At 70.5% G+C, this 13,092-nt stretch carries 13 protein-coding genes; 12 read left to right on the forward strand and 1 reads right to left on the reverse strand.

The window, feature by feature from the left end:
* Positions 1-188 precede the first annotated feature (188 nt).
* Complete coding sequence (locus tag QM714_RS15170; protein ID WP_415102028.1) at positions 189-1,523, forward strand: NlpC/P60 family protein; 1,335 nt, start codon at positions 189-191, stop codon at positions 1,521-1,523.
* A gap of 96 nt (positions 1,524-1,619) precedes the next feature.
* Here the strand turns inward: QM714_RS15170 and QM714_RS15175 are convergent, their stop codons facing one another.
* Entirely contained in the window at positions 1,620-2,132 is a 513-nt protein-coding gene (locus QM714_RS15175; RefSeq protein ID WP_415102030.1) for an inorganic diphosphatase, read from the reverse strand.
* Between the two features lie 559 nt (positions 2,133-2,691).
* On the opposite strand from QM714_RS15175, the gene dacB reads away from it, so the two are divergent.
* The 11 genes from dacB (at position 2,692) to QM714_RS15230 (ending at position 12,967) form a co-directional block, all read left to right on the forward strand.
* Complete coding sequence (gene dacB, locus QM714_RS15180) at positions 2,692-4,155, forward strand: D-alanyl-D-alanine carboxypeptidase/D-alanyl-D-alanine-endopeptidase (protein ID WP_415102032.1); 1,464 nt, start codon at positions 2,692-2,694, stop codon at positions 4,153-4,155.
* Positions 4,156-4,380: 225 nt separating this feature from the next.
* Positions 4,381-5,412, forward strand: a complete 1,032-nt coding sequence (locus QM714_RS15185; protein WP_415102034.1) for a zinc-dependent metalloprotease — start codon at positions 4,381-4,383, stop codon at positions 5,410-5,412.
* A 19-nt stretch (positions 5,413-5,431) separates the two neighbouring features.
* Positions 5,432-6,439, forward strand: coding sequence for a tRNA lysidine(34) synthetase TilS (gene tilS, locus QM714_RS15190; RefSeq protein ID WP_415102036.1), 1,008 nt, complete (start codon positions 5,432-5,434; stop codon positions 6,437-6,439).
* 11 nt (positions 6,440-6,450) lie between these two features.
* On the forward strand, positions 6,451-7,002 hold the full coding sequence (gene hpt / locus QM714_RS15195) for a hypoxanthine phosphoribosyltransferase (RefSeq protein WP_415102038.1): 552 nt from the start codon (positions 6,451-6,453) through the stop codon (positions 7,000-7,002).
* A 212-nt stretch (positions 7,003-7,214) separates the two neighbouring features.
* Entirely contained in the window at positions 7,215-9,263 is a 2,049-nt protein-coding gene (gene ftsH / locus QM714_RS15200; RefSeq protein WP_415102040.1) for an ATP-dependent zinc metalloprotease FtsH, read from the forward strand.
* Positions 9,260-9,874, forward strand: a complete 615-nt coding sequence (gene folE, locus QM714_RS15205) for a GTP cyclohydrolase I FolE (RefSeq protein WP_415102042.1) — start codon at positions 9,260-9,262, stop codon at positions 9,872-9,874. Before ftsH ends, folE begins: the two co-directional genes overlap by 4 nt.
* A gap of 1 nt (position 9,875) precedes the next feature.
* A complete protein-coding gene (gene folP / locus QM714_RS15210) occupies positions 9,876-10,766 on the forward strand; it encodes a dihydropteroate synthase (protein ID WP_415102044.1) in 891 nt (296 codons plus the stop codon).
* Positions 10,763-11,134: a dihydroneopterin aldolase gene (gene folB, locus QM714_RS15215; RefSeq protein ID WP_415102046.1), complete on the forward strand. Its 372-nt coding sequence runs from the start codon at positions 10,763-10,765 to the stop codon at positions 11,132-11,134. The genes folP and folB overlap by 4 nt, the downstream gene beginning before the upstream one ends.
* Entirely contained in the window at positions 11,131-11,700 is a 570-nt protein-coding gene (gene folK / locus QM714_RS15220) for a 2-amino-4-hydroxy-6-hydroxymethyldihydropteridine diphosphokinase (RefSeq protein ID WP_415102048.1), read from the forward strand. Before folB ends, folK begins: the two co-directional genes overlap by 4 nt.
* Entirely contained in the window at positions 11,697-12,206 is a 510-nt protein-coding gene (locus tag QM714_RS15225) for a DUF3180 domain-containing protein (RefSeq protein ID WP_415102050.1), read from the forward strand. The genes folK and QM714_RS15225 overlap by 4 nt, the downstream gene beginning before the upstream one ends.
* Positions 12,207-12,376: 170 nt before the next feature.
* The gene (locus tag QM714_RS15230; RefSeq protein ID WP_415102052.1) at positions 12,377-12,967 is read left to right on the forward strand and encodes a hypothetical protein; all 591 of its coding nucleotides are present in this window, start codon (positions 12,377-12,379) and stop codon (positions 12,965-12,967) included.
* The last annotated feature ends 125 nt before the right edge of the window (positions 12,968-13,092 follow it).

Below are 13,092 nucleotides of genomic sequence, written 5' to 3' on the forward strand. Positions count from 1 at the left end.
TTTTGTGACTGGAGAGCACTAGCGTGCCGGAAGTGCCTCGGGCGATGGGGAAGTCGCCCGAGGCACCACAACGACACCAAGCAGCCCCACGCAAGGAGACGACAACCGTGCAACCGGCATGGCGAGGTCCGGCCACGACTACCCGCCGGTGGTGGCCCCGTGGGCGTGATCGGCTCGCTGCTGCGGCGGTGTCCTTGGTGGTGCTGCTCGGCCTCACCGTCGGGCTGGCCCAGGCATCGGCCGCCGGCGAGACCGAGCCCAGCGCCCCGAGTCAGGCTGAGGTTGACGCTGCTCAAGGCGCGGCGACCGGCAAGGCCGCCGAAGTGGCCAGGGTCCAAGCCGAGCTGGCCGTGGCCAACGACGACCTGCGTCGGTCGAGCATCGCCGCCGCGCAGGCCACCGAGGCGTTCAACGGCGCCCGGTGGCGGCTGCAGACCGCGCGCGCCGCCGTACGCCGTGCCGAGCGGCAGCTCCGCGTCGCCGAAGCGGATCTCGCCGAGCGCCGCTCGGTTATCGCCGACGGCCTGGCGACCGGCTACCAGTCGGGGCCGTCGCTGCGCACGTTCTCGACCCTGCTCGGGGAGAAGGGCATCGACGCAACCATCCACGACGCCGCGACCTACAGCAACGCGGAGTCGGCGATGAGCGACCAGTACGACGCCTACGAGGCCGCCTCCACGCTCGCCACGGTCGCGTCCGACCTGGCCGACCGGGCGCGCTCGGACGCAGCCACCGCGGCCGACGAGGCCAAGGCGGCCCGCGACCAGGCTCGTCAGGCGGAGCAGACCGCACTCGCCCAGGCCCAGCAGATCGGTCACCGCAAGGAGCACCTGCTCGGCGAGTTGGCCACTCTTCAGGGCATCAGCGTCGACCTGGCCGAGCAGCGCCAGTCGGCGCTTGAGCAGCAGGCAGCCGAGAACGCCCAGCAGACGGCCGAGAACCAGGGCGACAACTCGGGCGACACCGACCCCGAGCCGAGCGATCCCGGCCCGAGCGATCCCGGCCCGAGCGATCCCGGCCCGAGCGATCCCAGCCCGAGCGATCCCGGCCCGAGCGATCCCGCAGAGCCGTCGTCCCCGTCGAGCAGCTCACCTCCGTCGACACCGACGCCGAGCGATCCGCCGGCGACGACACCGCCGTCCACCCCGCCGCCGCCCGCATCGGGTGCCTCGGCTGCCATCGCCTTCGCCAAGGCCCAACTCGGCGAGCCCTATCGTTGGGGCGCGGCCGGTCCGGACGCCTGGGACTGCTCGGGGCTGACCATGATGTCGTGGCGTGCGGGCGGGAAGTCGTTGCCGCACTACTCCGTGGCGCAGTACCAGCAGTCGACCGCTATCAAGTCGAGCCAGCTCCGGCCCGGCGACCTGGTCTTCTGGGGGTCCTCGAGCAGCTCGTCCTCGATCTACCACGTGGCGCTCTACATCGGTGACGGCCAGATCATCCACGCTCCGCGCACCGGTCGCCCGGTCAGCCAGGAGTCGATGTACTACTGGATCGCGCCGAACTTCTTCGCCCGCCCCTGAGTCGTCGCGGGCGAGCTTCCGCTGCGGACGTCAGAGACCATGGTCGCCCCGGCGCCCGCAGACGACGACCGCGCGTTCCTACTTGAGGCGGCCGGGTCAGTGCTCGTCGGCCTCGGCAGCGAGGCGGTCGCGCTGGCGCTTGAAGGAGGCCAGCACCTCCTTCTCTGCCTCGTCGCGGCCCACCCAGTTGGCACCCTCGACGGACTTGCCCGGCTCGAGGTCCTTGTAGACGGAGAAGAAGTGCTCGATCTCGAGCCGGTCGAACTTCGGCAGGTGGTTGATGTCGCGCAGGTGCTCCAGTCGAGGATCCGTGATGGGCACGCACAGCACCTTGTCGTCGCCGCCCGCCTCGTCGGTCATCCGGAACATCCCGATCGCCCGGCACTTGATCAGACAGCCGGGGAAGGTGGGCTCGCCCAACAACAACACCAAGGCGTCGAGGGGGTCGCCGTCCAGCCCGAGGGTGTCCTCGACATAGCCGTAGTCGGCGGGATACTGCGTCGCGGTGAACAGTGTCCGGTCCAGCCGGATCCGCCCCGACACATGGTCCACCTCGTACTTGTTGCGGCTCCCCTTCGGGATCTCCACGAGTACGTCGAACTCGAGCACGTGCCCTCCTCAACCCTGCCGTGTCCACCGACCTGATCACCGGATCCTAGACGACATACTCCAAGGGGAGATGCCGGGCTCGCGGCGCCCCGCATCCCGACCGGCGGCGTTCTCCTCGACTCGACGGGCCTCCGGCCCGCCTTCGCTCGTCGGCCTTGCCGGATCGGGCGCGGATGCACCGCTCGCTGATCCGGCACCCCTCGGAGCATGTCGCCTAGTGGGTCGTCGCGCCGTTGACTCCGTCGCAGCGCCCACTCGGTGGTGCCGCCCTATCGGCACTGCGCCGGGAGACCGCCGCCAGCGACGCCCGGGGCGGTCAGGTGCGGCCGGTGGCGACCGCCTCCGGGCGCATAGGCGGTGTCGATCCACTGGTGGAAGAACCGGGACAGGACGGTGTGGCAGTGCTCGGTTGGCATCTGGGCCAGGAAGGGGCGCTCCCACTGTCGACGGGCCGCGGACGGGCCGCGTGACTGGGTGGCGGACGACACTAGATGAGACAGTGGTGCGCGTCGGCCTCCCGTCGGAGGCGGCCCGAACGGGGAGTCGAGGGGAGCCGAGCGTGGCGGGTCGGATGCGGCGCACGCTGCGGTGGCTCGCGGTGCTCGGAGTCGTCGGTGCCCTGGTCGCTGGCCTCACCGTCGCCTGGCAGGAGGGGATGCTTGACGACTATCTGGGCATCTCGGAAGACCAGCCCTCCGCCAGCGGGACGCCGTCAGCCGAGTCAGGAGTGATCGGGGTGACGCCACCGGAGGCGGCCGCGCCGGCCGAGCTGGCACCCGCGGCCCCCACCAGCGGTGTCGCCGTCCTGCCGCGCCGGGCCCGGTCCGCGGTCGCCGAGGCTGCCACCGATCCGGCCCTCGGTCGCCACGTGGTGGTGCGGGTCGCCGCGCTCGACGCGAGCGGACCGACGTACTCCCTCGGTGAGGGCTCGGTCATCCCGGCCTCGACCACCAAGCTGCTCACCGCCACCGCTGCGCTGTCGGCGTTAGGCCCCGACCACACCTTCACCACCTCGGTGGTGGCCGCCGACGCGAAGAGGGACATCGTGCTGGTCGGCGGTGGTGACCCCTATCTGGCACGCCGACCGACCCCGGCCGACGAGGGCGACTCGGTCTATCCGGCGCGCGCCGACCTGGGCACGCTGGCGGCGCAGACCGCTCGCGCCCTGCGCGAGGCCGACCTGCGTCGGGTGCGGCTGTTCTACGACGCCAGCCTGTTCAGCGGACCCGAGCTGAACCCGAAGTGGGAGGCCGACTATGGCCCCGACGACGTGGTGGCGCCGGTGACCGCGCTCTGGGTCGACGAGGGGAGGCCGGCGTCCGGTTATGGCCGAGTGGACAACCCCAGCCGTCACGCGGCGGAGGTTTTCGCGGCCGCGCTGCGCAAGCGCGGGATTAGGGTGACGGCAGCGCCCCGACCCGGGGTCGCGCCGTCCGGGGCCACCTCGCTGGCTTCGGTGTCGAGCGCTCCTCTCGACCAGATCGTCCAGCACGTCCTCGATGTCAGCGACAACGAGGGCGCCGAGGTGCTCGCCCATCAGGTCGGCCTGGCGGTCGCCGGCGACGGGTCGTTCCGTGGCGGCGTGCGGGGGGTCGAGGAGACTCTGCGCAAGCTCGGGGTGCCGCTCGACGACGCCCGGATCTACGACGGCAGCGGCCTGTCCCGACACAATAGGCTCGACCCAGCCGTCTTGACCGCGATCTTGAGCCTGGCCGCCGACCCCGACCATCCGGAGCTGAGACCGGTGCTGACCGGGTTGCCGGTCGCTGGCTTCACCGGATCGCTGTCCTATCGGTTCGAGACAGGTGGCGAGGCGGGTCGGGGTGTCGTCCGCGCCAAGACGGGGACCCTGTCCGGCGTCTCCGGACTGGCCGGCATGGTCACCGACCGCGCCGGCCGACCGCTGGTGTTCGTGGCGATGGCCGACCGGATCGCGCTGCGCAACACCCTCGGCGCCCGAGCCGCTCTCGATCGGATCGCCGGCGCACTCGCCGACTGCGCGTGCACGCGGGTGGCGCACTAGTGCCCTGTCGCAACCAATTCACGGTCTACCGCGACCCCCAGGCACGCACCTCGCCGCGTTGCCGTCGCTCGCAAGACAACAGCGGTATGGCTTCGCTCCGGCGCCTTGCGATGCACGCGCCTGGACGCCGCCCTATCCCGCCCTTTGGCCGCGACAAGGCACTAGCGGCAGGGATCGCTCGGACTTCGACTCTCGGTGTTGGGGGTGGACCCGTAGGGTCAGCCCATGGACACGAGCGCGGCGATGGTCGACTGGAGCCTGGCGGCCAGCCTGGGCGCGAGGATAGCGGGGCCGGGGCCAACGATCAGCGCGGCGGAGGCGAGCGCGGCGGTCGAGGAGTTGCGGGCGGGCGCGGACCGGTCGACAGGGTTGGTGCGGGAGTTCACCGGTCTGGTTGCCGCCGACAAGACAGCGCCGATCCTGGTCGTGGATCGGGCTGGCTGGGTCCAGGCCAACGCCGAGGGCTTCGCCACGATCATCGAGCCCTTGGTGAACAAGCTGACCGAGCGCAAGGGCGCGCCGTCGGGCCTCACCCGCACGATCGGGTCCCGTGTGGCCGGGGCCGAGGTCGGCTTCCTGCTGGGCTTCTTGGGCAGCAAGGTGCTCGGGCAGTTCGATCCGTTCTTCGACCCTGACGGACGGCTGCTGCTCGTCGCCCCGAACATCGTGCACGTCGAGCGGGAGCTCTCGGCGGATCCCGCCGACTTCCGGCTCTGGGTCTGCCTCCACGAGGAGACCCACCGGGTCCAGTTCACCGCGGTGCCCTGGATGAGGGAGCACCTCTTCTCCGAAGTCAAGGCGCTCGGCGACACCGTCGAGCCGTCCCGGCTCACCGAGGAGGCGATCACCAAGGCGGTCGAGGCGCTCCGGTCCGGCGGAAACCTGGCCGAGGTGATGGCCACCCCCGAGCAGCGCGAGATCCTGGACCGGGTGACCGGGATGATGTCGCTGCTCGAGGGGCATGCCGATGTGGTCATGGACGGCGTCGGCCCGAGCGTGATCCCGTCGGTGGCCAGCATTCGGGCCAAGTTCAACCGACGCCGCAAGGGTGTCGGCACCCTCGACAAGATCCTGCGCCGGCTGCTGGGCCTGGAGGCGAAGATGGCGCAGTATCGCGACGGCGCGAAGTTCGTCCGCGCCATCGTGGACAAGGCCGGGATGGAGCAGTTCAACGCCGTCTGGGCCGAGCCAGCGAACCTGCCGTCCAAGGCCGAGATCGCCGACCCCGACTCCTGGGTCGCCCGCGTGCTCGCGTAGCCGGGTCCGGGAGAAGCTCGTGGCGCTGCACCCGACCGTCGCCGCCGTCCGCCGAGAGGTACGCCGCAGCCTGGCCGACCTCGACCCCGGTGCCGTGGTCCTGGTGGCGTGCTCGGGCGGAGCCGACTCGCTCGCCCTGGTCGCCGCCACTGTCGCCGAGCGCGCGGACAGCGCCTGGCGCGTCGTCGGAGTCACCGTGGACCACGGGCTCCAGGAAGGGTCGACCGCGCAGGCGGCACGCGTGGTGGACCAGATGGCGGCCCTGGGGGTCGACGAGACCGTCACGGCGACGGTCCGGGTCGAGGCGGGCGGTCTCGGCGTGGAGGCGGCGGCCCGGCAGGCGCGGTATGCCGTGCTCGAAGAGCTCGCCCAACGCTTCGAGGCGGACGCGGTGTTGTTGGGGCACACCCGTGACGACCAGGCCGAGACCGTGCTGCTGGGCCTGACCCGTGGCTCGGGCGGCCGCGCGCTGGCCGGCATGCGCCGCGGGTTCGGACCGTTCCGCCGGCCACTGCTCGAGGTCTCGCGCACCGACACCGAGACCGCCTGCGCGGTTCAGGGCATCGAGGCCTGGCAGGACCCCCACAACGATGATCCGCGGTTCACCCGGTCGCGCGTGCGGCACACGGTGCTGCCGATGCTGGAAGACGAGCTCGGTCCCGGGGTCACCGAGGCGCTGGCGCGGACCGCCGACCAGCTCCGAGTCGACATGGACCACCTCGACGACTTGGCCGACCTCGCCCTAGCCGACCTCGCCCTGGCCGCCCTGACCGATCCCGCCCCGATCGCGGAGCTGGCGGTGCTGCCGACCGCCGTACGCCGACGCGTGCTGCGGCTGCTTGCCCTCCGGGCCGGTGCCCCGGCAGCCGATCTCTTTCACACCCATGTCCTCGCCGTGGATGCCCTGGTCGTGGACTGGCGCGGGCAGCGCTGGATCGACCTGCCCGGACACCTCCGCGCGGTGCGGCGCGACGGCATGCTGCACGTGGAGCGGTCCGGTCCGGCGGCCGCGGACGCCGATCAGTAGGCTGCGGGATCATGGACGCCGCGGACGTGCAGGACGACCTGGTCGAGACCCTCTACACCGAGGCCGAGATCCAGGAGCGGATCCAGCAGATGGCCGACCAGATCGCTGCCGACTATGCCGGGCGTGACCTGCTGATGGTGGGCGTGCTGCGCGGCGCGGTGATGGTGATGGCCGACCTCGCCCGCGCTCTGGGGCGGCACGTCGAGATGGACTGGATGGCGGTGTCGTCCTACGGCTCCGGCACCAAGTCGAGCGGAGTGGTCCGCATCTTGAAGGACCTCGACACCGACATCACCGACCGGCACGTGCTGGTCGTCGACGAGATCATCGACACCGGGCTCACCTTGAGCTGGCTGATCTCCAACCTGGCCAGCCGCAAGCCGGCCAGCGTCGAGATCGCGACGCTGCTGCGCAAACCGGACGCGGCGCAGATGGACGTGCCGGTGCGCTATGTCGGGTGGGACATCCCCAACGAGTTCGTGGTCGGCTACGGCCTGGACTTCAACGAGCGATACCGCAACCTGAGGGACGTCGCCACCCTCGCGCCACACGTCTACTCCTGAGGCGGTACCCCTGCCAGTACCCCTAGGCCAGTACCCCGGGCCAGTGCTCCCGAGCCGAGCGTCGGATGGCGGAGAGCGGCGTACCGCAGGCGGAAGTTGGGCGACTCTGCGAGAATGTGCACAGTTTCGACCTGTAGCGTCGTCGGCCTGAGCGGCTCATTTGCCGCGCAGGCCTTGAAGCCTGTCCGAGTGAACGTCGTCGAGAGAAGCCTGTGAAGCGCATTTTCAAGGGTCCGTGGTTCTGGATCGTGGTGGCCGTGATCGGGGTGCTCCTTGCCCTGCAGTACCTCACGCCCAGCAGCTATGACCAGGTCACCACCTCCCAGCTCCAGAAGGACATCACCTCTGGGGAGGTCAAGGAGATCACCTTCGTCGACGGAGACCAGCAGATCAAGGCGACGCTGGACGACGGCAAGAAGGTCACGGCGTACTGGATCGGCGGCCAGCAGGAAGGCATCATCGCCCAGGTCGACGAGCAGATCTCCAAGGGCACCATCGAGAAGTCCAACTCCGAGAAGGCCACCCAGAGCCTGATCGCCTCGCTGCTGTTGAGCCTGCTGCCGTTCGTGGTGATCGTGCTCATCTTCTTGTGGCTGATGAACCAGGTCCAAGGCGGTGGCGGTCGAGGCGTGATGCAGTTCGCGAAGTCACGCGCCAAGCTCATCTCCAAGGACATGCCGAAGACCACGTTCACCGACGTGGCGGGCTGTGAGGAGGCCATCGAGGAGCTCGGCGAGATCAAGGAGTTCCTGCAGGAGCCCGCGAAGTTCCAGGCGGTGGGCGCGAAGATCCCCAAGGGCGTCCTGCTCTACGGTCCGCCCGGCACCGGCAAGACCCTGCTCGCCCGGGCGGTGGCAGGCGAGGCGGGCGTGCCGTTCTACTCCATCTCCGGCTCCGACTTCGTCGAGATGTTCGTCGGCGTGGGCGCCTCGCGGGTCCGCGACCTGTTCGAGCAGGCCAAGGAGAACGCCCCGGCCATCGTGTTCATCGACGAGATCGACGCCGTCGGCCGCCACCGCGGCGCCGGCATGGGCGGCGGCCACGACGAGCGGGAGCAGACCCTCAACCAGCTGCTCGTCGAGATGGACGGCTTCGACGTGCGTGGCGGTGTCATCTTGATCGCGGCCACCAACCGTCCCGACGTGCTCGACCCGGCGCTGTTGCGGCCCGGGCGCTTCGACCGGCAGATCCAGGTGGACGCACCCGACCTGAACGGCCGGTTCCAGATCCTCCAGGTGCACTCCCGCGGCAAGCCGATGTCGCCCGATATCGACCTGTTGAACGTCGCCCGACGCACGCCCGGCTTCACCGGCGCCGACCTGGCCAACGTGCTCAACGAGGCTGCCCTGCTGACCGCGCGCAGCAACGAGAAACTGATCACCGACGAGTCCCTGGACGAGGCGATCGACCGGGTCATTGCCGGACCACAGCGGCGCACCCGCCTGATGAGCGAGAAGGAGAAGCTCATCACTGCCTATCACGAGGGTGGACACGCCTTGGTGGCCGCGGCGATGCCTGGCACCGACCCGGTGCACAAGATCACGATCTTGCCGCGCGGGCGGGCCCTCGGCTACACGATGGTGCTGCCCGACGAGGACAAGTACTCCCAGACTCGCAGCGAGATGCTCGACAAGCTCGCCTACATGCTCGGCGGCCGGGCGGCCGAGGAGATGGTCTTCCACGACCCGACCACCGGCGCCGGCAACGACATCGAGAAGGCGACGGCACTGGCCCGAGCCATGGTCACGCAGTACGGCATGACCGAGCGGCTCGGTGCGATCAAGCTCGGCGACAGCAACTCCGAGCCCTTCCTCGGTCGCGACCTGGGGCACACCCGCAACTACTCCGAGGAGGTCGCGGCGGCGGTCGACGAGGAGACCAAGAAGCTGCTCGCGACAGCGCACCAAGAGGCGTACGACGTGCTCGAGGACAACCGCGACGTGCTGGACCGGCTGGTGCTCGAGCTGGTCGACAAGGAGACCCTGGACCGTGACCAGGCCGCGGAGATCTTCTCCGCGCTGCGCCGGCACCCCGCGCGGCCCGCGTGGACCGGCTCGCCGGCCCGCAACCCGTCCGCGATCCCACCGGTGGAGATCCCCCAGGAGGTCCGCGACCGCGCCAACGGCGTGAACGGCTCCGGGGTCAACGGCACCGACGGTGTCGTCCCGGCGCCGGTTCCCGACAGCGGAGCGGTGGTGACCCCGCCGGGGCCCGGCGGTGATGTGCACGGCGATCCGGGTGTCACTCCGCCCTCGGCATGACCGACCCGATCAGCATCACCGACCGAGCGCCGGACGAGGTGCCGTCCTTCGACGCAGCGCGCGCGGAGGCGGCCGTCCGCGAGCTGTTGATCGCCATCGGAGAGGACCCTGACCGGGAGGGTCTGCGCGACACTCCGGCCCGCGTCGCCCGCGCCTACGCCGAGCTCACTATCGGCCTGCACCAGACCCCGCATGACGTGCTCACCACCACCTTCGACATCGGGCACGACGAGATGGTGCTGGTCCGCGACATCGAGCTCTGGTCCATGTGTGAGCATCACCTGGTGCCCTTCACCGGCGTTGCCCACGTCGGCTACATCCCCGCCGAGTCCGGCAAGATCACCGGGCTCTCGAAGCTGGCCCGTTTGGTCGACGTCTACGCCAAACGCCCCCAGGTGCAAGAGCGGCTGACCACCCAGATCGCCGACGCCCTGATGGAGATCCTCGAGGCGCGCGGTGTCGTCGTCGTCATCGAGGCCGAGCACCTGTGCATGACGATGCGGGGGGTCCGCAAGGCCGGCGCCCGGACCATCACGTCCGCCGTCCGTGGGCTCATGCACAACCCAGCAACCCGAGCCGAGGCGATGTCCCTGATCCACCGCGGTGGCTGACGTGGCACGCCGCCGGCCCCAGGTGATGGGCATCTTGAACGTCACTCCCGACTCGTTCTCCGACGGAGGTCGTTGGGCCGACGTGGACAGCGCGGTGGAGCACGGCCTGCTGATGGCCGCTGAGGGTGTCGACTGGGTCGATGTCGGTGGCGAGTCCACCCGTCCCGGTGCGGTGCGCCCGCCGCTGGAGGAGGAGCTCGCTCGCGTGGTGCCCGTGGTCGAGAGGCTGACCGAGGCCGGCGTGGCCGTGTCGGTCGACACGATGCGCGCGGAGGTCGCCCGCGCCGCGGTCGACGCCGGGGCGCGGCTCGTCAACGACGTCTCGGGTGGTCTCGCCGACCCTCGGATCCTGGAGGTCGTGGCCGCCACCGAGACGTCGTACGTCGCGATGCACTGGCGGGCCCACAGCGACCGCATGCAGCAGCTGGCGTCGTACGACGACCAGGGTGGCGTCGTCGCGGCCGTATGCGCCGAGTTGGCCGAACGAGTGGCAGCGATCCGGAGCGCGGGCGTGCCCGACGACCGGCTGGTGCTCGACCCGGGCCTGGGGTTCGCCAAGACCGCCGAGCACAACTGGCAGCTGCTGCGCGCGCTGGATGAGTTGGAGGCGTTGGGCTTCCCGCTGCTGGTGGGCGCCTCTCGCAAGTCGTTCCTCGGCTCGCTGCTCGCCTCTCCCGACGGGACACCCCGATCGACCTCGGACCGCGAGCATGCCCACAGCGCGCTGGTAGCGCTGCTGGCCGACCGTGGTGTGTGGGGCCTGCGCGTTCACGACGTGCGCGCCACGAGCGACGCGCTCGCCGTCTGGCAGCGGCTGCGCTACGACCTGCCCGCCGATTCGCTCGAGGGGCACGCGACGGGACGCACGACGGGGCAGGAGCCGAGCCGATGACCGACACCCTGCGGATCACCGGGATCGAGTGCCAAGGCCACCACGGCGTCTTCGAGTTCGAGCGGCGAGAGGGCCAGCTCTTCGTGATCGACCTCGAGCTGGGCCTGGACACCCGCCCCGCGGCGGCGTCCGACGACCTCGTCGACACCGTGGACTACGGCGCGCTGGTCCAGGCGGTGAAGAGGGCGGTCGAGACCGATCCGGTCGACCTGATCGAGACCCTGGCCGATCGGCTGGCGAAGGTGTGCTGCTTGGATGGGCGTGTTGAATGGGCGCGAGTCACTGTGCACAAACCCGATGCGCCGATCGACGCCACCTTCGACGACGTGGCCCTGACGATCACTCGCCGACGAGAGGAGCGACCGTGAGCCAGGCCCCCAACCCGCATCTGGTCGACGCCGACACCATCACTGGGGAAATGCATCCGATCCGGCGCGTGGTCATCGCGCTGGGGTCGAATCTCGGGGAACGAATGGCCAGCCTCCAAGGCGCGCTGACCGCGCTGGCGGACACCCCCGATGTCTTCCTCACCGCGGTGTCCCCGGTCTACGAGACCGAACCCGTCGACTCCCCCGAGGATGCACCCCATTTCCTCAACGCCGTCGTGCTCCTCGACACCACGATGCCGGCCCAACGGCTCCTCGACCGCGCGCTGGCGATCGAGGATGCCTTCGATCGCGAGCGCACCGGCGTGCTCAACGAGCCGCGCACGCTCGATGTCGACCTGATCGTGGTCGGTGATCGCCGCTCGGACACCGATGCGCTTCGGCTTCCGCACCCGCGCGCCGCCGAGCGTGCCTTCGTGCTGCAGCCCTGGCACGACGTCGAGCCCGATGCGGTGCTCCCCGACGCAGGTCCGGTCGCGGATCTGCTCGCCGAGCTGGACAGCGCCGGGCTGGCGCGCCGGGACGACCTGGTGCTTGAGATCCCGTGAGGGATCAGCCTCCACTGCCAGAACTCGAACCGGAGGACGACGCCGATCGGCCCGGTCGCCTGCGCCCGGTGCCACCAGGAGCGCTGGCCGGCTGGACGGTCGTCGGTCTGGCCGTGGGCTGGTTCGTGCACCCGCTCTCCGAGCGCTGGCGCGGCGCCGCGCCGAACGTCTCGTGGCTCCCGTCGGTCGCCCTACTCTTCGTCGGGGTGTTCTTGTTGCTCACCGCTCGCTCCACCGCCCGGGCAATGCGCGGTGTGGGCGAGCGGCCGCCGGGCCATCAGATGGTGAACCGTTTCGTGCTCGCGCGAGCCTGTGCGCTGGTCGGCGCATTCTTCGCCGGTGGGTACGCCGGCTACGCGCTCAGCTGGGTCGGCGACGAGGCCGGTCTGGCGACCGATCGGCTGCTCCGATCGGCCGCCGCTGCCGTTGCGGCGGTGCTGATGACCGTGGGTGCGGTGCTGCTCGAGCGAGCGTGTCGCACGCGATCGGACGATCCGACCTCCTAGGAGGTCGCCCAGCGGGCGCTGCCTGCTGCGCGGCCCGTCACGGGCACTGGGCCGCGTTGTCGTCGGTCGCCGGGACTCCGTCCCTCCTCCCTCCTCCGCCTTGCCGAGCACTCCGCGACACGCCGCTCGCAACGCCAGCGCCCGGCCGGGCGACCTCCTAGTCTGCCCCCATGGCATCTTCCCCAAGCGCCCGCCGTCGTCAGCGCAGCCGTCGTGTCATAGCGGCTGTGATCCTCCTCCTTGCCGCGTGCGGCTCGATCGCCGTCGCCGTGACCGTCGGGTCCGTCACGGCCGTGACGGTCTCCGCGGTTGTCGCCGTGCTGCTCGGCGCCGGCGCCACCACTCTGACCCATGCCGAGCTGATGGACTCCCGCCGTGAGAACGCCCGGGTTCGCGCCCAGGAGGCCCGCGCCTTCGCCAGCCTCACCGAGGCCCGCGCCGCAGAGAACACCGCGTTCGTCGAGTCCATGACCGAGCAGCTGACCCGCAACCAGGCCACCCTCGCCCAGGTCGAGGACGCCCTCTGCGCCGCCCAGCACCGCGCGGCCGAGACCGCCCGCCAACTGAAGGCAGAGAAGCGTCTGGTGGAGGCCACCGAGGCCAAGACCCTGCGCACTGCCGCCAAGCTCGACGACGCCGAGGAGCGCGCCGCCGAGGCGATCGTCCGCGTCGCCGAGCTGGAGCAGGAGCGTGACGTCCTCAAGGCCGAGCTCGCCGCCTGGGAGTCCGTGGGCGTCGAAGGCCTCCGCAAGCACGCCTGACCACTGCCTCCTGACCACTGCCTCCTGACCACTGCCTCGGGCTCCGTGGAACCTGGATCTGAGGGAGCAGGTCGGTGATTGCCGTGCGGTAGCCGCACCAGCACCCTGGTGGCCATGCTGCCCGC

Origin of the sequence: Nocardioides sp. (genome assembly GCF_047602075.1) — a bacterium.
Classification (GTDB): Bacteria; Actinomycetota; Actinomycetes; order Propionibacteriales; family Nocardioidaceae; genus Nocardioides.